The 21,671-nt window shown below is 37.5% G+C and carries 26 protein-coding genes, 2 tRNA genes and 1 pseudogene (1 of these 29 cut by a window edge); 18 read left to right on the forward strand and 11 right to left on the reverse strand.

The window, feature by feature from the left end:
* Positions 1-22: transfer RNA gene (locus ACORHT_RS01135), tRNA-Gln, on the forward strand; it begins 50 nt to the left of the window's first position.
* A gap of 9 nt (positions 23-31) precedes the next feature.
* Positions 32-115, forward strand: a tRNA-Leu gene (locus ACORHT_RS01140).
* A 110-nt stretch (positions 116-225) separates the two neighbouring features.
* On the opposite strand, the gene ACORHT_RS01145 is transcribed toward ACORHT_RS01140, so the two are convergent.
* The 11 genes and pseudogenes from ACORHT_RS01145 to ACORHT_RS01195 all read right to left on the reverse strand — a co-directional run bounded on the left by ACORHT_RS01145 (position 226) and on the right by ACORHT_RS01195 (position 7,323).
* Positions 226-957: a metallophosphoesterase gene (locus tag ACORHT_RS01145; RefSeq protein ID WP_261037644.1), complete on the reverse strand. Its 732-nt coding sequence runs from the start codon at positions 955-957 to the stop codon at positions 226-228.
* A complete protein-coding gene (locus ACORHT_RS01150) occupies positions 950-1,048 on the reverse strand; it encodes a hypothetical protein (protein ID WP_398577045.1) in 99 nt (32 codons plus the stop codon). Before ACORHT_RS01150 ends, ACORHT_RS01145 begins: the two co-directional genes overlap by 8 nt.
* 21 nt (positions 1,049-1,069) lie before the next feature.
* Positions 1,070-1,207, reverse strand: a pseudogene (locus tag ACORHT_RS01155) (GTP pyrophosphokinase); the annotation flags it as partial.
* 40 nt (positions 1,208-1,247) lie between these two features.
* Complete coding sequence (locus ACORHT_RS01160; RefSeq protein ID WP_261037645.1) at positions 1,248-2,381, reverse strand: tyrosine-type recombinase/integrase; 1,134 nt, start codon at positions 2,379-2,381, stop codon at positions 1,248-1,250.
* A gap of 3 nt (positions 2,382-2,384) precedes the next feature.
* Positions 2,385-2,588 carry a DUF3173 domain-containing protein gene (locus ACORHT_RS01165; protein WP_261037646.1) on the reverse strand — a complete coding sequence of 68 codons (204 nt, stop codon included), beginning with the start codon at positions 2,586-2,588 and terminating at the stop codon, positions 2,385-2,387.
* A gap of 13 nt (positions 2,589-2,601) precedes the next feature.
* Positions 2,602-3,384, reverse strand: coding sequence for a rolling circle replication-associated protein (locus ACORHT_RS01170; protein ID WP_261037647.1), 783 nt, complete (start codon positions 3,382-3,384; stop codon positions 2,602-2,604).
* A 177-nt stretch (positions 3,385-3,561) separates the two neighbouring features.
* Positions 3,562-4,281, reverse strand: a complete 720-nt coding sequence (locus ACORHT_RS01175; RefSeq protein ID WP_125849411.1) for a metallophosphoesterase — start codon at positions 4,279-4,281, stop codon at positions 3,562-3,564.
* A 6-nt stretch (positions 4,282-4,287) separates the two neighbouring features.
* A complete protein-coding gene (locus ACORHT_RS01180; RefSeq protein WP_125849408.1) occupies positions 4,288-4,602 on the reverse strand; it encodes a hypothetical protein in 315 nt (104 codons plus the stop codon).
* Between the two features lie 99 nt (positions 4,603-4,701).
* Positions 4,702-6,069 carry an ATP-binding protein gene (locus ACORHT_RS01185; RefSeq protein ID WP_125849405.1) on the reverse strand — a complete coding sequence of 456 codons (1,368 nt, stop codon included), beginning with the start codon at positions 6,067-6,069 and terminating at the stop codon, positions 4,702-4,704.
* Between the two features lie 223 nt (positions 6,070-6,292).
* The gene (locus ACORHT_RS01190) at positions 6,293-7,045 is read right to left on the reverse strand and encodes an endonuclease/exonuclease/phosphatase family protein (protein WP_132972997.1); all 753 of its coding nucleotides are present in this window, start codon (positions 7,043-7,045) and stop codon (positions 6,293-6,295) included.
* A gap of 80 nt (positions 7,046-7,125) precedes the next feature.
* Entirely contained in the window at positions 7,126-7,323 is a 198-nt protein-coding gene (locus tag ACORHT_RS01195; protein WP_115242154.1) for a hypothetical protein, read from the reverse strand.
* A 122-nt stretch (positions 7,324-7,445) separates the two neighbouring features.
* Here ACORHT_RS01195 and ACORHT_RS01200 point away from each other — a divergent pair, with 122 nt between their 5' ends.
* The 16 genes from ACORHT_RS01200 to ACORHT_RS01275 all read left to right on the forward strand — a co-directional run bounded on the left by ACORHT_RS01200 (position 7,446) and on the right by ACORHT_RS01275 (position 21,515).
* On the forward strand, positions 7,446-7,727 hold the full coding sequence (locus tag ACORHT_RS01200; RefSeq protein WP_243701288.1) for a hypothetical protein: 282 nt from the start codon (positions 7,446-7,448) through the stop codon (positions 7,725-7,727).
* A 370-nt stretch (positions 7,728-8,097) separates the two neighbouring features.
* Positions 8,098-9,249: an N-acetylglucosamine-6-phosphate deacetylase gene (gene nagA, locus ACORHT_RS01205; RefSeq protein ID WP_434350317.1), complete on the forward strand. Its 1,152-nt coding sequence runs from the start codon at positions 8,098-8,100 to the stop codon at positions 9,247-9,249.
* Between the two features lie 139 nt (positions 9,250-9,388).
* Positions 9,389-10,447, forward strand: a complete 1,059-nt coding sequence (locus tag ACORHT_RS01210) for a zinc-dependent alcohol dehydrogenase family protein (RefSeq protein ID WP_434350318.1) — start codon at positions 9,389-9,391, stop codon at positions 10,445-10,447.
* 135 nt (positions 10,448-10,582) lie between these two features.
* A complete protein-coding gene (locus tag ACORHT_RS01215) occupies positions 10,583-10,960 on the forward strand; it encodes a DUF1033 family protein (RefSeq protein WP_434350319.1) in 378 nt (125 codons plus the stop codon).
* A 54-nt stretch (positions 10,961-11,014) separates the two neighbouring features.
* Positions 11,015-11,956 (forward strand): competence type IV pilus ATPase ComGA, encoded by a 942-nt coding sequence (gene comGA, locus ACORHT_RS01220; protein WP_434350320.1) that lies wholly within the window; start codon positions 11,015-11,017, stop codon positions 11,954-11,956.
* Positions 11,904-12,920 carry a competence type IV pilus assembly protein ComGB gene (gene comGB, locus ACORHT_RS01225; RefSeq protein ID WP_434350815.1) on the forward strand — a complete coding sequence of 339 codons (1,017 nt, stop codon included), beginning with the start codon at positions 11,904-11,906 and terminating at the stop codon, positions 12,918-12,920. Before comGA ends, comGB begins: the two co-directional genes overlap by 53 nt.
* Positions 12,921-13,244, forward strand: a complete 324-nt coding sequence (gene comGC, locus ACORHT_RS01230) for a competence type IV pilus major pilin ComGC (protein ID WP_434350321.1) — start codon at positions 12,921-12,923, stop codon at positions 13,242-13,244. It abuts the gene before it with no gap.
* A complete protein-coding gene (gene comGD / locus ACORHT_RS01235; RefSeq protein ID WP_434350322.1) occupies positions 13,207-13,641 on the forward strand; it encodes a competence type IV pilus minor pilin ComGD in 435 nt (144 codons plus the stop codon). The genes comGC and comGD overlap by 38 nt, the downstream gene beginning before the upstream one ends.
* A complete protein-coding gene (gene comGE / locus ACORHT_RS01240) occupies positions 13,604-13,906 on the forward strand; it encodes a competence type IV pilus minor pilin ComGE (protein WP_434350323.1) in 303 nt (100 codons plus the stop codon). The genes comGD and comGE overlap by 38 nt, the downstream gene beginning before the upstream one ends.
* A complete protein-coding gene (gene comGF / locus ACORHT_RS01245) occupies positions 13,869-14,330 on the forward strand; it encodes a competence type IV pilus minor pilin ComGF (RefSeq protein ID WP_434350324.1) in 462 nt (153 codons plus the stop codon). The genes comGE and comGF overlap by 38 nt, the downstream gene beginning before the upstream one ends.
* Positions 14,308-14,745, forward strand: coding sequence for a competence type IV pilus minor pilin ComGG (comGG, locus tag ACORHT_RS01250; RefSeq protein WP_434350325.1), 438 nt, complete (start codon positions 14,308-14,310; stop codon positions 14,743-14,745). Before comGF ends, comGG begins: the two co-directional genes overlap by 23 nt.
* 58 nt (positions 14,746-14,803) lie before the next feature.
* Complete coding sequence (locus tag ACORHT_RS01255; RefSeq protein ID WP_434350326.1) at positions 14,804-15,505, forward strand: histidine phosphatase family protein; 702 nt, start codon at positions 14,804-14,806, stop codon at positions 15,503-15,505.
* Positions 15,506-15,694: 189 nt separating this feature from the next.
* Complete coding sequence (locus tag ACORHT_RS01260; RefSeq protein ID WP_434350327.1) at positions 15,695-17,401, forward strand: ABC transporter ATP-binding protein; 1,707 nt, start codon at positions 15,695-15,697, stop codon at positions 17,399-17,401.
* Position 17,402: 1 nt separating this feature from the next.
* On the forward strand, positions 17,403-19,169 hold the full coding sequence (locus ACORHT_RS01265; RefSeq protein WP_434350328.1) for an ABC transporter ATP-binding protein: 1,767 nt from the start codon (positions 17,403-17,405) through the stop codon (positions 19,167-19,169).
* A gap of 136 nt (positions 19,170-19,305) precedes the next feature.
* Positions 19,306-19,995: a gamma-glutamyl-gamma-aminobutyrate hydrolase family protein gene (locus tag ACORHT_RS01270; protein ID WP_434350329.1), complete on the forward strand. Its 690-nt coding sequence runs from the start codon at positions 19,306-19,308 to the stop codon at positions 19,993-19,995.
* 170 nt (positions 19,996-20,165) lie between these two features.
* Positions 20,166-21,515: a glucose-6-phosphate isomerase gene (locus ACORHT_RS01275; RefSeq protein WP_247929991.1), complete on the forward strand. Its 1,350-nt coding sequence runs from the start codon at positions 20,166-20,168 to the stop codon at positions 21,513-21,515.
* Positions 21,516-21,671: the final 156 nt, after the last annotated feature.

Genomic DNA, 21,671 nt, shown 5'->3' on the forward strand with positions numbered 1-21,671 from the left:
GGTTCGAATCCAGCTACCCCAGTTATACTTTGCCGGCGTGGCGGAATTGGCAGACGCGCTGGACTCAAAATCCAGTGTCCGCAAGGACGTGCCGGTTCGACCCCGGCCGCCGGTATAGTTGAAAAGACAAGGTTTCTAAGCCTTGTCTTTTTGTTATGTCATAAGAAATTTCTTGGAATTGTTACTAATAATTACTAATTTCATATAAAAGAACATGATTAAAAGTTATAGAAAGTGATATTTTTGGGTAATTGTATCATAGCAAAGAACAGGTATTGTTTTGCTATTCGTTACATCTCCATCAATAAAGTAATGATTTTTACTATCATAGTAAATCTTACCCAGGTATCTTCTATCTTTAGCTACTTCCCAAGAAGCAATATGGCCCGAAATAATAGCTTTATGAAATCTATCAGTGGTAATAGGAAATTTGTTTGTAAATATCTCTGAACTCGTTAGTTCTTTCCAAAGCTTTCCTGCTTCTTCATCAATGCCAGCATGAACAAAAATTTGGGTATCAGTTTCATAATAGCGTTTATCCCTATATCGTTTTTTAAACCAGTTTATAAATGGATTGAATTTGATATTATTTTTAATTTCATTTCTAACACCTGTTTCAAAGTTGTTAGCATTCGATTTAAAAATATAGTTCAATTCCTCTGGAGAGAAGAAGCTTTTTATTGTTTCTGGAAATGCAGAAGAAGTAGGCTTTTCTAAAATCAACCAATCATAAAACCATTCTTCATGATTTCCTAATAGAGTGATAATTTGATTAGGATAAAGTTCCTCAAGTTCAATTATTTTGGAAATAACTTGAAAAGATTGAGAACCATTGTCAATGTAGTTTCCAAGTAAGATAAGTCGACTTTGTTTATCAGATAAATCTATTTTATTGATAGATTTAATAAACTCATTGTAGTGCCCATGTATATCAGATATTGCGTATATTTTAGCCATAGCGTCTCATCATTTCTTCATGTGAGATAGTCTTTTTGCCACATTCAACCCATTTTTTATAAGCTTCATCAGCGACCTTAATATCATACATATCTTCAATTTTCTCTATAATAGCTCTCTCTTCATCAGTTGCGACAAAACTAGCTACTGTTTCAGGGTGTTTAATGTAGTCAATTCCTGCTTTATCAATTTGTCCAGAGTGTGCTTTTTTAGCTACTTCATGTGCTTTAATTGCTTGTGATGTATCCATGATTTAATTATAAACTTTCCATTTATAAAACTCAATTACTTTATAGTAAATCATCTAGTTTATCAGCTAAATCCTTTTGCTTACTTGGGTACAAGTGAGAGTAGGTATCAATCGTTGTTGTTATAGAAGCATGTCCTAGTCGCTCTTTTACAACTAGATAATCTTCCCCTTGGTTAATCAGCAGGGAAGCGTGTGAGTGCCTAAAATCGTGTATGCGTATCTTTTTTAGTGTGCTATCACGTTCAAGTATTTTCTTATATTGTTTTTCAACTGCATTTTTTGTAATTGTAATAGGTGAGCCTTGAAACACTTGTAGGGTCATGCTATCACTAGTAAATTGTTCTAATAGGTGTTTTTGTTTCTGTTTCCATTGTTGTAGTTCATGGCTCAATTTCTTATTAATGATAATTCTTCTTGTTCCAGCTTTAGTCTTTGTTGTGCTAACATGACTTATTCCTTTGTTTACATAAACTGATTTTGTAATGTGAATTGTATTGCTTGTAAAATCAATGTCTTGCCATGTTAGTGCTAATGCTTCCCCAAGTCGTAGTCCTGTAAAGAATAGAACAGTAAAGAGTAACTTGATATTATATTCTTCAGTTTCAAACAAGGTTAAAAAATGTTGAAATTCTTTGACTGTCCAAAACTGCATTTTTGTTTTTTCGATTGGCAACTTTTTTATCAAATTTGCTGGATTGGAGGTATAATAGCCTTTTCGCAAACCAACATCAAAAATCTTTTTGAGTAAAATCATGATTTTGTTGATAGTATTTGTGCTTAACGGTTTATCAGAATTTTTAGCTACTTTTTTCCTAAGATGTTCTCTAAATTGGTATATGTCTTCATAGGTTAGTTTTCCGACATTATCTACCATAGAAAAATAATCTTTGATGTGTTTGTTGTAATTATTATCTTGTGTATTGATATAGCTTGCTTTTCGATGATTTATACTATCTTCTTCCTTTAGTAGTTCATATAGTATGGGGATAGTTATTTTAGCCCCATAGAAGCGTTCTTTTAACTCTACACTTCGTAAGTAGTGTTCTGCTTCAATAGCTACTTTTTTCGTCTTATAGCCCTTTCTGACAATTCTACGTTGCTTTAGTGTTATTGGGTCAAAACCGTTGCTAATATCAACTATCCAATTACCGTCTTTATCTTTTCTAATTGCCATATTTTACTCCTTGAGGGTACTGTTTTGAACATCAAAACCGAGTAATTCGCTTACTATAGTAGCAGGTATAGTACCAATTCGTTTATTCTGATAGACTGTAAAGCCTCGTGTTATCAATAGTTCTTTCCCTTGGCGGATAATACGTTTAGATGTTCCCTCAGAGAAACCAAGGGCAACTAGGTCATTCTTAGTAACAGTTACTATCATGTAACTTACTCCTTTATTCATCTAGTTTTATTTTCTTATACTTTACATGATTATCGAAATACTGACCGTCTTTATAGACTTTACTAATGTATTCCGTTTCATATAGTACGACTGAACTATCATAATTAAAATCTTCATAAGTATAAAATCTATCTTCATCAGGCTTTTTTAAGTTGCGTGATGAAAAATAGGCTTGCTTTCCGAAGTTTTCCAACAATTCTTGTCCAATCCCTTTTTCAAAATACTTTGTGACATATCGACCGCGATTTTCTTTGCTGTCTACATCAACTTTATTTATCCGTACTGCTCCATGTCCCCAAAGTTCCAAGAGTTGACGGTGTGGTACATAAGGAACGCTGAAAAGCAGAATATGAGCATGCCATGCTCCACGTTTTTGCTTTTCTAATACTGTTAAATATTTTAATTTACTTTTCTTGGTATTAAAGATGTGGTAGTTAAAGCGTTTTATAAAAGTTTTTAGTAAGTCTTTGAAGTGGTTTCTGTCGCTAATATTTTCTTTAGTGGTCAGGGTTAGAAATGAAGTATTGTCATCATAATTACAATCGACTAATCGAAGTAAGTTCCACTTTGCTTCTAAGCGAGTTTTTTTCATACGCTCCAGACGTTGTTCTTGTTCTTCAGGTGTAAGTTCATTAAATGTTCTACGTTGTGATTTTTCCTTGCTTTTAGTATCAGTATCTAAAATGGATTTTCCTTTTGAAAATATTGGCTTTTCATATTCCCAAATTTCAATATAGGAAGAAGTGCGGACTATTTTTTTATTATACGAGGTCATAAAAATAGTTCCTTTTAGGTTGGCTTTCGCCAAAAGATTGTCTATATAATAAATAAACTAGGAGGAGCAAAGCTCCTCCTAACTTTTATCATGTGACCTAAGCACCGCTCTGCTAAACACGCTTCCAGCTTGCCGACCTCCAGTCGGCAGTTTTGCCTATGATCACATGATTAAAAGTTATAGAAAATAATATTTCTTGGTAATTGTATCATAGCAAAGAACAGGTATTGTTTTGCTATGATTTACATCCCCATCAATGAAGTAATGATTCTGGTTGTAATACACTTTTCCAAGATAGCTATCATCTCTTGCAACTTGATGAGAAGCGATATGACCTGAAATGACATCTTTGATGAAAGCACCTGTTGTTACTGGAAATTTATTGGTAAATGTTTCTGGACTTGTCAACTCCTCCCACAGGTCACCAGCTTCTTCTTCAATACCTGCATGAACAAAAATTTGATTATCAGTCTCGTAATAGCGTTTATCCTTGTATCGCTCTTTAAACCAGTCTATAAATTTAGTTTTCGTTTTGATTGCATTTCTAATAGCAATTTCAAAGTTATTGGGATTAGAGACTAAGATTTCTTTCAACTCTTCTGGAGAAAAGAAACTTTGTATCGTTTCTCCGAATGCAGAAGCAGTAGGAGTTTCTGGTATTAACCAGTCATAGAACCATTCCTCATGATTGCCAAATAGGGTGATGATTTGCCCAGAGTACACTTCTTCTAGCTCTATAATTTTAGACAACACTTGAAAAGATTTAGAACCGTTATCAATATAGTCTCCAAGTAAGATAAGTCTGTTATCTTTATCAGATAACTCTACTTTGTTGAGAGCTTTTATGAACTCATCTAAATATCCATGTATGTCAGAAATTGCGTAAATTTTAGCCATAGAATCTTATTTTGTTAGAGGGAGCACATCAGAGCATGAGAACCAAAGGTTTCCGTTATACTGACCAACATTCAAATCTTTTAATATAACAGGGCAGGTTTTGTTGTTTGCCATATCTTGTACAGAAGCAGTAGGAGTGAGAGTATTAACCTTGACCTGTATCATCTCCATGAAAAAATCGCTATTTTCATCTTGAATTGACACATTTAGACGTAATGCGGTAGGTTTACTGGTTTCACGGTCTAAAACTTCAGTATATCCTTTTACGGCAAAGAAACGATTACCAAGGAGCTCAATTTTCAAAAAGTCATTTAATTTCATAGATAGTTTCCTTTCTTTTTTACCTCCTGCCAAAGCAGTCGGTTTGCTCTTTTTCTCTGTTGGAAAGAATACCTATTCCAACAGAGAAAAAGACCGCTATTAGTGGACTGGTAGTATGTTTCTAACTACCTGCAAAAATTCTCGTTTTGTTTTAACATCAACGAATGGAACTATTGTCAGTACAGGTTCCACAGAATTCAGACCGTCAGCATAAAAGAGAGCCTCTCCTTTTCTATCGGATACAGTAGGAACATTTTCCAATTCACACATAGAAAAAGCCATTCTTAGACGGTCACTTCCTGGATTCCCAAGATATAATACCGCAGATATTTGGTTTCTCAATTCTACCGGAATATTCTCAGCATTAGGGTCTTGCGTAGATAATAGTAAGTGACAACCAGCCTGTCTTCCTTTACGAGCAATCAAACCCAAGTTTTGCAAAATTTCGTTCCATAACTCTTTACCTTGTTTGCTAGAGCCACAAGAATCACGAATAGAAGCAAGCTCATCGACAAATAGAAAATTAGGTGTCATCATGCCCAGGTCATATGCATCAGCATTTAATGAACTATTCTGTTTGATAATTTCAAACCTTGCATCCATAATCTCTATAAATTTTCTCGATAATTTTGCTAGCATTTGGGGTGAAGAGCCTACTGCCACTTGTTCTCCCAGTTCTTCGTGAAGAAGTTCACCAATACGATATAAATCGGCAGCCTTACCATCAACTATACCTAAATAAGTATCATCATCACTACCACAACCTTTAGCCAGTGCGTTAAATAAGTACCATTGTAAGGCTATTGTTTTGCCTGTTCCAGTGCGTCCATAAATACCGATATTAGTATTCGATTTCAGAGAGAATTGTTGGGTATTTGATAGCTTGATTATTGGAGTAGGAATATCTTCAAAAAATTCTTTAGTCAATGTGTGGGCATTTAAAACATACTGTTCAATTTTTTCTGTGTGACCGAGTTTATAAATAACACAATCAGGGAATTCTTGTTTTGATATTAAAGGCAACCCTAAGGTTGGTATAAGATACTCCTCTAGATTTTTAAGAAGTTTTAAAAATTTATTCCCAAACAGAGGTACTTTAACCATTACATCATTATTAGGCGTGATTTCGAAGTTCAATGTTGCGCTATTGATTACTAGATTGTTACTTTCTTCATATAAATTTAGACTTATTAGCATATCAAATAGAGATTCTCTGACGTACAATATACTTTGAATTTTTTTAATAAAAGTAGACCTAAAAAATTTTTCTACAAGAATAATAAGGCCTGTAAAAAAACTTGACATAATCAATCCAAAAGGTATAAAGGGGATTGAAAACCAAGTATTTATCAATAAGAGGCCTACTAACAATTCAGTTCCTATTCTACTAAGAAAAAGTCTACGAGAAGTAATAACATAGGGATTAACTTTTACTTTCACAGATTTGCTCAGTTTCAGTATTTTCATCTTCATTCCTCTCAGAAATTAATGTATCTATACAACCAATTAAAAAGATAAATGGATTTTAGTAAGGTCAGGAGCTCTAATATTTGCAATTATAGTAAGCAGAGTACAGATAGAAAGTACCAGTATTGACCAATGAGCCACCCTTAATCTGCTACTTGAAATGATATAATTTCTTGTTAAATCTGCTATTGTTCTTAATCTAAATAGTTTCATTTAAAAACTCCTAAACTGTAAAAGTTACTTGTAGTGCTTTATGGTCACTAAAATGATTATCAAGTGTCGAATAGTTTTCAATTTTGCTATTTGGTGTAATGAAAATATGGTCAAGTTTCTTATTACTCCAAGTCGGTAAATCTCGGCTAGCATTTACCATGTATTGCTCCATTTCAACTATCTTATCGGGTAAAGTCGTTTCATTATTTGGACTTTCATTGAAATCACCTGCCAAGATAATATGGTCATACAATTTGCTTGCTTGGGAAGCAAATTGAATATATTTATCCCACATTTCTTTTTTTTCTACGGGGCGATTTTCAAAAAGAGGAAAGTGGAGAGAAAAGACCGCGATAGTTTTATTATTAATTTTAAACAGACCACCACTTTGTCTACAATAGAAGTCATCATAAATAGGAGGAAGTTCTTTGATGAGTTCGATATTGTCACTAAAATAGAAAAGTCTAGTACTTACAGCATTAGATTTATCAGACTTAGGATAAATAACCCCATATCCACGCTTTCTCAATTCTGTATCAAGTTCTTTTGCTAACTTTTCGGCTAACAAAAATTTCTGATATTCATCAACATTTAAGTAGCGAGGCTTTGTTGATGGTTGGGTGCCTCCAGCTTCTTGTAATGCTATGAAAGTAGGGTTTTGTGATAATAAATAATCAGCTATCTTAGTAGAAGTTCTATCCTTATATGGTCCACCAGAGCCACGATAATCAAGGTTTGCAGTCAATAAAGATAAATTAGTCATATCAGTTCTCCTTTTATTGAAAAATTTAAAAAATATAAACGTGGTTATTCTTTTTAAAAAATAAACGATACAGATGTCGTCTATTTTTGAGTGTTTTCAAGATAAAACTTAGCAAGGAAATCTATTACCTGCCCTTGAGTTGGGGGATAACCTAAATTTCTCACTAGTTCTCCTGCAATGATTTCCAAATTTAACTTGGTTGATTTATCTACAACTGCTGATATATTTGTAGGATTATCAAACATGCTACTTGCTGGAACTGGTTTACCTCTTGCCATAATTTTTCCTTTCAACATTATAACCATGTTTATAACTATTATAATTTTTCTATGCATACTTGTCAACCCATAACACCTAAAAAAATAAAAAATTCTATACGCGTATGGTATAATCTACTTATTTGAAAAATGATGAAAGGTTAGATAAAATGGGATATAGTGAATGGCAACCTGTCAATTATTCAGTTACTGAAGATGAAGACTTTGAAACAGTAAAACAAAGAGTAATTAAAGATTTTCAACATTATCTAAAACTACTTGATGATGGTACTGAGAAAAGTCGTGACAAAGTCTATAAATCTTTTACTTTTAGTAAGTTATTTGGAGAAGAACTTGGTACTGACGATGATATCGACAAGTTAAGTAAAGAAATAATGGATAGATTGAGGAAAAGTAAATCCTAAAAAGTTACTAAAAATAAAAAAACTATCGTTTTTGCGATAGAGGTATCTTCTTAAAAAGGCTATTTGAAAGGCTTCACATACTTATAAAACGGTAAGAGCCAAACTCAAAATCCAGTGTCCGCAAGGACGTGCCGGTTCGACCCCGGCCGCCGGTATAGTATTAAAGACAAGGTTTTAGGACCTTGTCTTTTTATTTAGGCTTATATCCCTGGTACAAACCATCCGTTTGACGGGTGGTTATGTTTCTTCAAATAAAGTTTAAAAAAATTTTACTAAAAATAGGTCTATACCATTTACAAATTCTTTTGAAAGGTTTATAATGTAATTGACATAATAAATAGTAGAATATTTTCTTAAGGAGGTTTTCATTATGCCTAAGTATATTAAAGCTGATCAATTTTTCTATCCACATGGTATTCGTCGTGGAGGTTATTTGGAACTTATTGATGGCAAGTTTGGTAAGCACGTTGAAGAGATTTCTGATGATTCTGAAATTTTAGACTACTCTGGTTACAGCATTGCACCGGGTCTAGTTGATACTCACATTCACGGTTTCGGTGGTGTCGATGTTATGGATAACAATATTGAAGGTACACTTCATACGATGAGTGAAGGTCTTCTTAGTACTGGTGTTACTAGTTTTCTTCCAACTACTCTTACTTCATCATTTGAACAGTTGCTAGCGGTTACTGAGAACATTGGTGCACGCTATCAAGAAGCATCTGGTGCTAAGATTCGTGGTATTTATTTTGAAGGACCTTACTTTACTGAAGAATTTAAGGGGGCTCAAAATCCTGCCTATATGAAAGATCCACGTATGGATGAATTCCGCGCTTGGCAAAAGGCTGCTAATGGTCTTCTTAATAAAATTGCTCTTGCACCTGAACGTGAAGGGGTTGAGGATTTTGTACGTACAATTACTGGTGAAGGTGTAACTGTTGCTCTTGGTCACTCTAATGCTACCTTTGATGAAGCAAAAAAAGCTGTTGATGCTGGAGCTAGTGTATGGGTTCACGCCTATAATGGAATGCGTGGCTTAACACACCGCGAACTTGGTATGGTTGGTGCTATGTATGAGTTACCACACACTTATGCAGAATTGATTTGTGATGGTCATCACGTGGATCCTAAGGCTTGCGAAATTCTTCTTAAACAAAAAGGAACTGAAAATATTGCCCTTATCACTGACTGTATGACAGCAGGTGGTTTGCAAGATGGGGACTATATGTTAGGTGAATTTCCAGTTGTAGTTGCAAATGGGACTGCTCGCCTTAAATCTACAGGTAACTTGGCAGGTTCCATTCTCAAACTAAAAGATGGTCTCAAAAATGTAGTTGAATGGGGAATTGCAAATTCTCATGAGGCAGTCATGATGGCTAGTCTGAATCCAGCTAAATCAGTCCATATCGATGACGTCTGTGGACAAATTCGTGAAGGCTATGATGCTGACTTTATCGTGCTAGATAAAGATTTGGAATTAGTAGCAACTTATCTAGATGGTGAAAAACGTTATCAAGCATAATTTCTAAAGAAGAAACTAGTTTAGTTTCTTCTTTTTTAAAATAAATTTGTTATTTCTTTCACAAGCCACTTGATTTCTATGCTGAAAAGGCTTACAATTATGATATAAACAATACAAATAAAAAAGCGGAGGATTGCTTATGAAAGCTTATACTTACGTTAAACCAGGCCTTGCGTCATTTGTTGATGTTGACAAACCAGTTATTCGCAAGCCAACAGATGCTATTGTGCGTATCGTTAAGACTACTATTTGTGGTACAGACCTTCATATTATTAAAGGAGATGTTCCTGCTTGTAAGAGTGGAACTATCCTAGGACATGAAGGAATTGGTATTGTAGAGGAAGTTGGAGCAGGAGTTTCAAACTTCAAAAAGGGTGATAAGGTTTTAATTTCTTGCGTTTGTGCATGTGGCAAGTGTTACTATTGTAAAAAAGGAATCTATGCTCACTGTGAAGACGAAGGTGGATGGATTTTTGGACATTTGATCGACGGTATGCAAGCAGAATATCTTCGTGTGCCTCATGCTGATAATACTCTTTATCATACTCCATCTGACTTGTCTGATGAAGCCTTAGTTATGTTATCTGACATCTTACCAACTGGCTATGAAATTGGTGTCTTAAAAGGGAAAGTAGAGCCTGGTTGTAGTGTAGCGATCATTGGTTCAGGTCCAGTTGGCTTGGCAGCTTTATTAACCGCTCAATTCTATTCACCAGCCAAATTGATTATGGTTGACTTAGATGATCACCGTTTGGACACTGCCGTTTCCTTTGGTGCTACTCATAAAATCAATTGTGCAGATGCTGAAAAGGCTATTCAAGAAATCTATGATTTAACAGATGGTAGAGGGGTTGATGTAGCTATCGAGGCAGTTGGTATTCCACAAAGTTTTGACTTCTGTCAGAAGATTATTGGAGTTGATGGAACCGTAGCAAACTGTGGCGTTCATGGTAAGCCAGTTCAGTTCGATTTGGACACACTTTGGATTCGTAACATTAACGTGACTACTGGATTGGTTTCCACAAACACAACTCCACAGCTTTTGAAAGCCTTAGAAAGTCATAAAATTGAACCAGAAAAATTGGTAACTCATTATTTCAAACTTAGTGAAATTGAAAAGGCCTATGAAGTATTTGGTAAGGCTGCTGATCATCATGCGATTAAAGTCATTATTGAAAACGATATTTCAGAAAGTTAATCCTATCTTTGAATCCAGTTATTTTTTTTGAATAGCTGGATTTTTTGAAAAAACTTTATAATTCGTGAAAATGAGCAAATTTCTTTCATTATTCTAAAAAATTCGCTATAATATACGGTACAAAGGAAGTAAGAAATGTATCGAGTTATAGAAATGTATGGAGATTTTGAGCCTTGGTGGTTTTTAGAAGGCTGGGAAGAAGACGTCATTGCGAGTAAGCAATTCGAAAACTACTATGACGCCTTGAAGTATTATAAATCTTGTTGGTTTGATTTGGAAGAGAGAATCCCGCTCTACAAGAGTCGTGGAGATTTGATGACTATATTTTGGGATCCAGGTGACCAACGTTGGTGTGAAGAATGTGATGAATTTCTTCAACAATATCATTCATTAGCTTTATTGGAGGATGGGCAAGTCATCCCAGATGAAAAATTTAGACCAGGCTATGAAAAACAAACAGGGTTAGAGGTGCACCGAACCTGCCGTATCAAAAACGAAGGAACAACTTTTTAAGGAAGTTGTTCTTTTTTTGTATTTTCTTCGAATAATAACAGTAAGGAGGAAGATATGGTACAAGCACTTGCACAAGAATTGATTACACTGGCCAAAAAAGAAGGAGCTCAAGACATCTATTTCGTTCCTAAAAATCTGATCTATGAGCTACATATGCGAATTGGGGATGAGAGGCGATTTATTGATAGTTATGACTTTGAAAAGTTGGGTGCTGTCATTAGTCACTTTAAATTTATTGCGGGGATGAACGTTGGCGAAAAACGTCGTAGTCAGCTTGGTTCCTGTGATTATCAGCATGATGGTAGACTTACTTCACTGCGTTTGTCAACGGTAGGTGATTATCGGGGCTATGAGAGTCTAGTTATTCGACTTTTACATGACCAAGAACAAGAGCTGCGTTTTTGGTTTCAAAATCTTAAGGAACTGGAAAAGAGTTTTAGGCAAAGAGGGCTTTATCTTTTTGCAGGCCCTGTAGGAAGTGGTAAAACAACCCTCATGCATGAATTGGCTAAGTCATTGTTTAAGGGACTGCAGGTCATGTCTATTGAGGACCCAGTTGAGATAAAGCAAGAAGAGATGTTACAATTACAACTTAATGAAGCTATCGGACTGAGCTATGAAAATCTGATAAAACTATCTCTTCGTCATCGACCGGATCTCTTGATTATCGGTGAAATTCGGGATAGCGAGACGGCTCGCGCAGTTGTACGAGCTAGCTTAACGGGAGCCACAGTATTTTCGACTATTCATGCAAAGAGTGTTCGTGGGGTTTATGAGCGTCTTTTAGAACTTGGTGTCAGCGAAGATGAACTGGCAGTTGTTTTACAAGGTGTTTGCTACCAGAGACTAATCGGGGGAGGAGGAATGATTGATTTTGCAAACCAAGAGTATCAGGAACACCAAGCAAACAAGTGGAATGAGCAAATTGACCAACTTTTTAAAGATGGACATATCACTGCCCTTCAAGCTGAAACGGAGAAAATTAGCTACCAGTAATCAGAAGAAAATCATCACTCTCTTTAATAATTTATTTTCCAGTGGTTTTCACCTGGTAGAAATCATTTCCTTTCTAGATAGAAGTCTCTTGTTGGAAAAGGAATATGTAGCTCAGATGCGCTTAGGACTTTCACAGGGAAAGTCTTTCTCGGAAATGATGGGTCATTTAGGTTTTTCGAGTGCGATTGTCACTCAGCTTTCATTGGCTGAAGTTCATGGGAATCTCCATTTGAGTTTGGAGAAAATTGAAGAATATTTAGATAATCTAGCTAAGGTTAAGAAGAAGTTAATTGAAGTTGCGACCTACCCAGTTATTTTGCTAGCTTTCTTACTGATTATTATGTTGGGCTTGCGGAATTATCTCTTGCCTCAACTGGATAGTAGCAACATAGCTACCTTAGTGATTAGTAACCTGCCACAGATTTTTCTTGGGTTTGTTCTAGCACTGGGTTTAGCATCTTTAACCGGTCTGATTTTCTACAGAAAATCTAAGAAGATACAAGTCTTTTCTTATCTGGCTAGAATCCCCTATTTAGGTGTGTTTGTTCAGTATTATCTAACTGCCTATTATGCTAGGGAATGGGGCAATATGATTGGGCAAGGTTTAGAGTTGGCACAGATTTTCCAGATGATGCAGGGGCAAGGAGATCCTCTTTTTAAGGAAATTGGATACGATTTAGATCAATCTTTGCAAAATGGGCATGAATTTTCTAAGGTTGTTCAGACCTATCCCTTCTTTAGAAAGGAGTTGGGATTAATCATTGAATATGGAGAGGTTAAATCCAAGTTGGGAAGTGAATTGGAAATCTATGCGGAAAAAACCTGGGAATCCTTCTTTACCCGAGTCAATCGTACCATGAATCTAGTTCAACCGCTGGTCTTTATTTTTGTAGCCTTGCTAATCGTTTTATTGTACGCAGCCATGTTGCTGCCCATGTATCAAAATATGGAGATGAATTTTTAGATGAAAAAAATGTTGATGGAATTAAAAAAAGCTAAGGTAAAAGGATTCACTCTTGTTGAAATGTTAGTGGTCCTTCTTATCATTAGCGTCCTACTCTTGCTTTTTGTACCCAATCTGACTAAGCAAAAGGATGCAGTCAATGACAAGGGAAAAGCAGCTGTCGTCAAGGTAGTAGAGAGCCAGGCAGAACTCTATAGCCTGGATAAAAATGAGGATGCTAGTCTAAGCAAATTACAGGCAGATGGACGTATCACTGCTGAGCAAGCAAAAGCCTATAAAGAGTATCATGCCAAGCAAAATAAGAGTCAGTCAGTTGCAGATTAGGGCCTTTACCATGCTAGAAAGCCTATTGGTCTTAGGAATAGTTAGCCTGTTAGCCTTGGGTTTGTCAAGTTCAGTTCAATCAACTTTTGCAGCTGTGGAAGAGCAAATTTTCTTTATGGAGTTTGAGGAACTTTATCGAGAAACCCAGAAACGAAGTCTGGCTAGTCAACAAAAGATGAATTTAGTGTTAGAAGAGAGGAGCATTAGTAATGGCTATCAAAAGTTAGTCATTCCTAAAGGGATTCAGCTTCAGTCACATCAGTCAATAACATTTGATAAGGCTGGAGGTAGTTCATATCTGGTTAGCATCAGATTTCAAACAAGGAAAGAAGTAGTTCGCTATCGACTAAATATAGGAAATGGAAAGATTAAACGTATTCAAGAAGCAAAAAATTAAGGCGGTTATTTTACTGGAAGCAGTGATTTCACTAGCCATTTTTGCCAGTATTGCAACCCTCTTGCTGGGGCAGATTCAAGAAAGTAGAAAAAGAGAAGTAGAACTTCTAAAACAGGAAGAAGTTTTGCGAGTGGCTCGTATGGCTTTGCAGACTGGACAAAAGCAGTTAACTGTCAATGGCCTTACGGTTCATGTTGTCTCGAATGAGCGAGGTTTGGAGGTGTATCATGGAACTGAAAAATTACTGGCGATTGAGGAAAAGTAAAGCTAGAGCTTTTACTCTTTTAGAATCCCTGGTTGCCCTTATCGTTATTAGTGGGAGCCTACTTCTTTTTCAAGCTATGAGCCAACTATTGGTTTCAGAAGTTCGCTATCAGCAGAAAAATGAGCAGAAGGAGTGGCTCTTATTTGTAGATCAGCTGGAAGCGGAGTTGAATCGAGCTCGGTTTGAAAAAGTTGAGAATGATAGACTTTACCTCAAACAGGAAGGTAAACCTATTTCCATGGGGAAATCAAGGTCAGATGATTTTCGGAAAACAGATGTTAGTGGACGTGGTTATCAACCCATGGTCTACGGTCTAAAATCAGCTCGAATTCAAGAAAAAGGGCAGGAGCTGCACTTTCACTTTCAGTTTGAAAAGGGACTAGAGAGGGAGTTTATCTATCGTGTTGAAAAAGAAAAAAGTTAGAGCAGGCGTTCTCCTATACGCTGTCACTATTGCTGGAATTTTTAGTCTTCTGTTGCAGTTTTATCTGAACCGGCAAGTAGCTCATCATCAGGATTATGCCTTAAATAAAGAAAAACTTCTTGCATTTGCTATGGCTAAGAGAACCTATGAAAAAGCTTCTTCTGAAAATGGAGAGCAGTCATTTAATGTAGGGAAGTCAACTTATCGAAATGACGAAAAATTCTTCACAACGACTATTGACACAGGAAAAAATAAGTTTGAATTTCACTATCCACCTTTGAAAAAGACCGACCAAAAGTCTAAGAAAATAGAAAACAAGTCCAAAGAAGGAAGTGAGGAGAAAAAAGAAGAAGGGGGCAAAAAAGAGACTGCAAGATCTTCCAAATTAGCACCTTCAAAGAAGGGCACAGAGTAGTTTGGACGAGGTTTTTACCTGAAATCATGCTATAATAGATACATATGGAGGACCAAAAATGGCAAGTGTAAAATTGTATCTAGTGCGTCATGGGAAAACAATGTTTAATACGATTGGGCGTGCTCAAGGCTGGAGTGATACTCCTTTAACAGCTGAAGGTGAGCGAGGTATTCATGAATTGGGAATTGGCTTGCGTGAGTCAGGCTTAAGATTTGAGCGGGCTTATTCAAGTGACTCTGGACGGACCATTCAGACAATGGGAATTATCCTTGAGGAACTAGGTTTGACAGGGCAAATTCCTTATCGTATGGATAAGCGAATCCGTGAATGGTGCTTTGGTAGTTTTGATGGTGCATATGATGGAGACCTTTTTATGGGCATCATCCCACGTATCTTTAATGTCGATCATGTGCATCGTTTGTCCTATGCTGAGCTGGCTGAAGGCTTGGTAGAAGTGGATACAGCAGGCTGGGCTGAAGGCTGGGAAAAACTAAGTGGTCGCATCTGGGAAGGTTTTGAAGCCATAGCTAAGGAAATGGAAGCTAATGGGGGAGGAAATGCTATCGTAGTCAGCCATGGAATGACTATTGGAACCATTGTTTACCTCATTAACGGCATGCATCCGCATGGCCTTGATAATGGAAGTGTGACGATTCTTGAGTACGAAGAAGGTCAGTTCTCAGTCCAGATTGTTGGGGATAGTAGTTACCGTGAAATTGGACGAGTTAAGCTAGACGAGCAAGATAGTTCAGAACAATAACATTCAGCACTAAATTTAGAAGAATTTTTAAAGGATTGATAGAATGCTAATGTCGTGTTTGCACAAGCTTCTGAGAGCTGAGTGCTTTGACAATAGCATTCTTTTTTGTTAGAATAGTATCAACATGAAAGCATAAGAAGGGACTGACAGAACTGTCGTCCCCTTTTGTCTATCTTATAAGGGGAAAATATGCTGTTTCAGAAAATAAAAGCCTATAAATGGCAGGCCCTGGCTTCCTTGGTTATGACAGGTCTAATGGTAACGAGTTCGCTCTTGCAACCACGTTATTTGCAGGAGGTTTTAGAGGCACTGCTAACGGGTGATAATGAAGCTATTTATAGTATCGGTTTTTGGTTAATTCTTGTTGCCTTGATTGGTTTGATTGCAGGTGGCATCAATGTTGTGTTAGCTGCCTACATTGCTCAAGGAGTTTCGTCTGACTTACGTGAAGATGCCTTTCGTAAGATTCAAACTTTTTCATACGCCAATATTGAGAAGTTTAATGCAGGGAACCTCGTTGTGCGTATGACCAACGATATCAACCAGATTCAAAACGTCGTTATGATGACCTTCCAAATCCTCTTTCGACTACCGATTTTATTTATTGGTTCCTTTATACTAGCCGTTGTCACTCTGCCTTCGCTGTGGTGGGTGCTGGTTCTTATGGTCGTTTTGATCGTCGCCATGACAGGTCTTATGATGGGGATGATGGGGCCTCGATTTGCAAAATTCCAGACTTTATTGGAGCGTATCAATGCCATTGCCAAAGAAAATTTACGTGGTGTGCGCGTGGTTAAGTCTTTTGTTCGAGAAAAAGATCAATTTGCTAAGTTTACGCAGGTATCCGATGAATTACTGGGTGAAAACCTTTATATCGGCTACGCCTTTTCTATCGTTCAACCTGTAATGATGATGATTTCATACGGGGCTGTCTTTCTTTCAATCTGGCTTGTAGCAGGTATGGCAGAGTCAGATCCTTCAGTAGTTGGTTCCATTGCTTCCTTTGTAAACTACCTGAGTCAGATTATCTTTACCATCGTCATGGTTGGATTTTTGGGGAATTCAGTCACTCGTGCCATGATTTCCCTTCGTCGTATTCGTGAAATCCTTGATACAGAACCAGCTATGACTTTCAATGATGTGGAAGATGAAGAATTGGAAGGAAGTCTCAGTTTTGATAATGTGACCTTTACCTATCCAAATGATGAAGAACCTATCCTAAAAGATGTATCCTTCGATATCGCAGCTGGTGAAATGGTTGGGGTTGTCGGAGCAACTGGTGCAGGGAAATCAACCTTGGCTCAATTGATTCCACGATTATTTGATCCTCAGCAAGGTTCGATCAAGATTGGTGGAAAGGACATTCGGACAGTTAGTGAAGGGACGCTTCGTAAGACAGTTTCTATCGTCCTACAAAGAGCCATTCTCTTTAGTGGAACCATCGCAGATAATCTCAGACAAGGTAAGGGAGATGCGACAGTTTCAGAAATGGAACGCGCAGCTCGCATCGCCCAGGCCAGTGAATTTATTAGTCGTATGGACTTGGCCTTTGAAAGTCCGGTTGAGGAACGTGGGACTAACTTTTCTGGTGGACAAAAACAAAGAATGTCTATTGCGCGTGGGATTGTCAGCAATCCTCGTATCTTGATTTTCGATGATTCAACTTCTGCCCTTGATGCCAAATCAGAACGTATGGTCCAAGAAGCCCTCAACAAGGATTTGAAGGGGACGACTACGATTATCATCGCGCAAAAGATTAGCTCTGTTGTGCATGCTGATAAAATTTTAGTGCTTGACCAAGGTCGCTTGATTGGTCAAGGTAAGCATGCTGACTTGGTCGCAACGAATCCCGTTTATCGTGAAATTTACGAGACGCAAAAAGGAAAGGAGGAGTAGGATGAAGACATTTGAATTTTTTTGGAACTATTTTAAAGTTTACAAGATATCCTTTGTCGTTGTTATTGCTATGATTATCATTGCAACGGTAGCACAAGCCCTCTTTCCAGTATTTGCAGGTCAAACAGTCACAGAACTAGCCAATTTGGTTATAGCCTATCAAAATGGAAATTCAGATATGGTTTGGCAAAGTCTCTTGGGACTCCTAATCAATCTTGCCTATATTTTGATTGTTTTAGTAGTTTCTAGTCTCATCTATATGGTCTTGATGAGCCGAATTATTGCCGAATCGACGAATGAGATGCGTAAGGGGCTTTTTGGTAAGCTTTCTCGCTTGACCGTCTCCTTCTTTGACCGCCATCAAGATGGGGATATCCTGTCACGTTTTACCAGTGATTTGGATAATATTCTCCAAGCTTTCAACGAAAGTTTAGTGTCTGTCATGACCAATATTGCCCTTTATATTGGCTTGCTGATTGTCATGTTCGCAAAAAATGTCACCTTGGCTTTAATCACAATTGCCAGTACTCCGATAGCAGTTATCATGTTGTTCTTTATCCTGAAGCTAGCGCGGAAATATACAAATCTCCAACAAAAAGAAGTTGGGAAGCTCAATGCTTATATGGATGAGAGTATCTCTGGACAAAAAGCCGTTATTGTTCAAGGCATTCAAGAAGATGTGATTGCTGGTTTTGTCGAGCAGAATGAACGGGTTCGAAAAGCCACTTTCAAGGGAAGAATGTTTTCAGGAATCCTATTCCCTGTCATGAACGGGATGAGTTTGGTCAATACAGCAGTCGTTATTTTTGTAGGTTCAGCTGTCTTACTGAATGATAAGAACATCGAGACAGCAACTGCACTTGGTTTGATTGTCATGTTTACTCAGTTTTCGCAACAGTATTACCAGCCCATTATCCAATTGGCAGCGAGCTGGGGAAGTTTGCAACTGGCCTTTACAGGAGCGGACCGTATCCAAGAAATGTTTGATGCAGAGGAAGAAATTCGTCCTCAAGATGCTCCAATCTTTACCGAATTAACAGAAGGTGTGGAGATTCGTAACGTAGACTTCTCCTACCTGCCAGGAAAACCTATTTTGAAAGATGTCAGCATCTCAGCTCCAAAAGGGAAAATGATTGCGGTAGTTGGTCCGACAGGTTCAGGGAAAACAACCATTATGAACCTCATCAATCGTTTTTATGATGTGGATGCAGGTAGTATCAGCTTTGATGGAACAGATATTCGCGAGTTTGATTTAGACAGTTTGCGAAGTAAGGTGGGAATTGTCTTGCAGGATTCTGTTTTGTTCAGCGGAACTATTCGGGACAATATTCGATTTGGTGTACCAGATGCTAGTCAGGAGATGGTAGAAGCAGCTGCTAAGGCTACGCATATCCATGAATATATCGAAAGTCTACCAGATAAGTACGATACTCTGATTAATGATGACCAGAGCGTCTTCTCAACCGGTCAGAAGCAGTTGATTTCCATCGCTCGAACCTTAATGACGGATCCCCAGGTCTTAATCTTGGATGAGGCAACATCAAACGTGGATACTGTAACAGAGAGCAAGATTCAAAATGCTATGGAGGCAATTGTAGCAGGAAGAACGAGTTTTGTGATTGCCCATCGCTTGAAAACTATTCTTAATGCAGATCAGATTATTGTCCTTAAGGATGGTGAGGTTATCGAACAAGGAAATCATCACGAATTACTCAAGCTTGGAGGCTTTTACTCTGAACTGTACCATAATCAATTTGTCTTTGAATAAGCAAAAAGTTGTCCTAATTTTGGGCAACTTTTTCTTATAAAGAAATTTTATCACGGACTTAAAAAATACATATTAGACAGGAGTGGGCAAGGATGATAAGATAAGATTATCAATGGAGAAGGAAAGGAAATCAGTGATGGCAAGAACAGTTGTTGGAGTAGCGGCAAACCTATGTCCTGTGGATGCAGAAGGGAAAAATATTCATTCATCAGTCTCTTGTAAATTTGCTGAGAGTATTCGTCAGGTTGGCGGACTTCCTTTGGTCATCCCAGTTGGTGATGAGTCAGTTGTGCACGACTATGTAGAAATGATAGACAAGCTTATCTTGACTGGAGGGCAAAATGTCCATCCTCAGTTTTATGGTGAGGAAAAAACGATTGATAGCGATGACTATAATCTAGCTCGCGACGAGTTTGAGCTAGCTCTTCTACAAGAAGCCTTGCGTCAGAACAAGCCAATCTTAGCCATTTGCCGTGGCGTTCAGCTTGTCAATGTTGCCTTTGGTGGGACACTCAATCAGGATATTGAAGGTCATTGGCAAGGTCTACCTTTTGGGACTTCACATTCTATTGAGACAGTGGATGGCAGTGTAGTGTCTAAATTATTTGGTAAAGAAAGTCAGGTTAATTCAGTGCATCGTCAGAGCATTAAAGATTTGGCACCCAATTTCCGTGTGACGGCTGTGGATCCACGTGATCAAACTGTTGAAGCAATCGAATCTATTGACGAACACCGTATTATTGGTCTCCAGTGGCATCCAGAATTTTTGGTCAATAAAGAGGATGGCAACTTAGAATTATTTGAGTATTTATTGAATGAATTGTAACGACTGGAAACCTAGTCGTTTTTTTGTCTTATTTCGTTCAAATTTTAATATTGTAACAATTTTTACGCAAATGTTTAAATTATGATAAAATTTGGAAAAATTCAGTATAAAAACTTGAAAAAATCTAAGGTAAGGGTTATGATAGAAGAGAAGAATTTTGGAGGAATATTATGTCACATATTAAATTTGATTATTCAAAAGTATTAGATAAATTTGTTGCACCACATGAACTAGATTATATGCAGCCTCAAGTGACTGCAGCAGATTCTGCTCTGCGAAATGGTACAGGTCCTGGGGCAGAAATGACTGGCTGGTTGAACTTACCTGAAGAATATGACAAAGATGAATTTGCTCGTATTCAAAAGGCTGCTGCTAAAATCCAATCTGATAGTGAGGTATTGATCGTAATCGGTATTGGTGGTTCCTATTTAGGAGCTCGTGCAGCTATTGATTTCTTGAATAATTCATTTGTAAACTTGCAAAGAAAGGAAGAACGCAAGGCACCTCAGATCCTCTATGCTGGAAACTCTATCTCTTCAAGCTATTTGGCTGATTTGGTAGACTATGTATCAGACAAAGATTTCTCTGTCAATGTTATTTCTAAGTCAGGAACAACAACAGAACCGGCTATTGCTTTCCGTGTCTTCAAAGAACTCTTGGTGAAGAAATACGGACAAGAAGAAGCTAACAAACGTATCTACGCAACTACAGACCGCGCTAAAGGTGCAGTTAAGGTTGAAGCAGATGCTAATGGCTGGGATACTTTTGTAGTGCCTGATAGTGTAGGTGGTCGTTTTACAGTATTGACAGCAGTGGGACTCTTGCCAATCGCAGCTGCAGGGGCTGATATTAGCAAGTTAATGGAAGGAGCAAATGCTGCTCGCAAGGCTTATGCTTCTGATAAGTTGGCTGAAAATGAAGCATATCAATATGCAGTTGTACGCAATATCTTGTACCGTAAAGGTTATCTGACAGAAGTTCTAGCTAACTATGAACCATCTCTGCAATACTTCTCTGAGTGGTGGAAGCAACTGGCTGGTGAGTCAGAAGGGAAAGACCAAAAAGGGATTTATCCAACTTCAGCTAACTTCTCAACAGACTTGCACTCTCTGGGACAATTTATCCAGGAAGGTACCCGTATCCTCTTTGAAACAGTTATCCGTGTAGATAAACCTCGCAAAAATGTGCTGATTCCTGAATTGGCAGAAGACTTGGACGGTCTTGGCTACTTGCAAGGAAAAGATGTTGACTTTGTCAATAAAAAAGCTACAGATGGAGTGCTGTTAGCACACACTGATGGTGGAGTTCCAAATATGTTTGTGACACTGCCTGAGCAAGATGAGTTCACTTTGGGCTACACTATTTACTTCTTTGAGTTGGCTATTGCTCTTTCTGGCTACCTGAATGGTATCAATCCATTTGACCAGCCTGGAGTTGAAGCTTATAAGAAAAACATGTTTGCTCTTCTTGGGAAACCAGGCTTTGAAGAGCTGGGTGCTGAGTTGAATGCACGCCTTTGATTCTCATATGCTTTGAGTTCATTTAGAATATAAAAAGATCCACAAGTTCATTTCTTGTGGATTTTTAGTACAAGCCTCTTAATTAGTTTATTATTTTTTTTAAAAGTGTAAAAAAGAGTGTCTTAATTCTTTTATGAAAGCGCTGTATAATTGCCT

The sequence above is a fragment of the Streptococcus sp. KHUD_014 genome (genome assembly GCF_051106275.1).
Classification (GTDB): Bacteria; Bacillota; Bacilli; order Lactobacillales; family Streptococcaceae; genus Streptococcus.

Bases quoted from the DNA above. Each gene is read 5' to 3' on its own strand.
- ACORHT_RS01180 (WP_125849408.1), bottom strand. From the start codon at position 4,602: ATGAAATTAAATGACTTTTTGAAAATTGAGCTCCTTGGTAATCGTTTC.
- nagA (WP_434350317.1), top strand. From the start codon at position 8,098: ATGCCTAAGTATATTAAAGCTGATCAATTTTTCTATCCACATGGTATT.
- comGC (WP_434350321.1), top strand. From the start codon at position 12,921: ATGAAAAAAATGTTGATGGAATTAAAAAAAGCTAAGGTAAAAGGATTC.
- ACORHT_RS01160 (WP_261037645.1), bottom strand. From the start codon at position 2,381: ATGGCAATTAGAAAAGATAAAGACGGTAATTGGATAGTTGATATTAGC.
- ACORHT_RS01215 (WP_434350319.1), top strand. From the start codon at position 10,583: ATGTATCGAGTTATAGAAATGTATGGAGATTTTGAGCCTTGGTGGTTT.
- ACORHT_RS01210 (WP_434350318.1), top strand. From the start codon at position 9,389: ATGAAAGCTTATACTTACGTTAAACCAGGCCTTGCGTCATTTGTTGAT.
- ACORHT_RS01275 (WP_247929991.1), top strand. From the start codon at position 20,166: ATGTCACATATTAAATTTGATTATTCAAAAGTATTAGATAAATTTGTT.
- ACORHT_RS01265 (WP_434350328.1), top strand. From the start codon at position 17,403: ATGAAGACATTTGAATTTTTTTGGAACTATTTTAAAGTTTACAAGATA.
- ACORHT_RS01165 (WP_261037646.1), bottom strand. From the start codon at position 2,588: ATGATAGTAACTGTTACTAAGAATGACCTAGTTGCCCTTGGTTTCTCT.
- ACORHT_RS01195 (WP_115242154.1), bottom strand. From the start codon at position 7,323: ATGGCAAGAGGTAAACCAGTTCCAGCAAGTAGCATGTTTGATAATCCT.
- ACORHT_RS01150 (WP_398577045.1), bottom strand. From the start codon at position 1,048: ATGTATGATATTAAGGTCGCTGATGAAGCTTATAAAAAATGGGTTGAA.
- ACORHT_RS01270 (WP_434350329.1), top strand. From the start codon at position 19,306: ATGGCAAGAACAGTTGTTGGAGTAGCGGCAAACCTATGTCCTGTGGAT.
- ACORHT_RS01185 (WP_125849405.1), bottom strand. From the start codon at position 6,069: ATGAAAATACTGAAACTGAGCAAATCTGTGAAAGTAAAAGTTAATCCC.
- comGE (WP_434350323.1), top strand. From the start codon at position 13,604: ATGGAAAGATTAAACGTATTCAAGAAGCAAAAAATTAAGGCGGTTATT.
- comGF (WP_434350324.1), top strand. From the start codon at position 13,869: ATGGAACTGAAAAATTACTGGCGATTGAGGAAAAGTAAAGCTAGAGCT.
- comGB (WP_434350815.1), top strand. From the start codon at position 11,904: ATGGACATATCACTGCCCTTCAAGCTGAAACGGAGAAAATTAGCTACC.
- ACORHT_RS01190 (WP_132972997.1), bottom strand. From the start codon at position 7,045: ATGACTAATTTATCTTTATTGACTGCAAACCTTGATTATCGTGGCTCT.
- comGD (WP_434350322.1), top strand. From the start codon at position 13,207: ATGCCAAGCAAAATAAGAGTCAGTCAGTTGCAGATTAGGGCCTTTACC.
- ACORHT_RS01145 (WP_261037644.1), bottom strand. From the start codon at position 957: ATGGCTAAAATATACGCAATATCTGATATACATGGGCACTACAATGAG.
- ACORHT_RS01175 (WP_125849411.1), bottom strand. From the start codon at position 4,281: ATGGCTAAAATTTACGCAATTTCTGACATACATGGATATTTAGATGAG.
- ACORHT_RS01170 (WP_261037647.1), bottom strand. From the start codon at position 3,384: ATGACCTCGTATAATAAAAAAATAGTCCGCACTTCTTCCTATATTGAA.
- ACORHT_RS01260 (WP_434350327.1), top strand. From the start codon at position 15,695: ATGCTGTTTCAGAAAATAAAAGCCTATAAATGGCAGGCCCTGGCTTCC.
- comGA (WP_434350320.1), top strand. From the start codon at position 11,015: ATGGTACAAGCACTTGCACAAGAATTGATTACACTGGCCAAAAAAGAA.
- ACORHT_RS01255 (WP_434350326.1), top strand. From the start codon at position 14,804: ATGGCAAGTGTAAAATTGTATCTAGTGCGTCATGGGAAAACAATGTTT.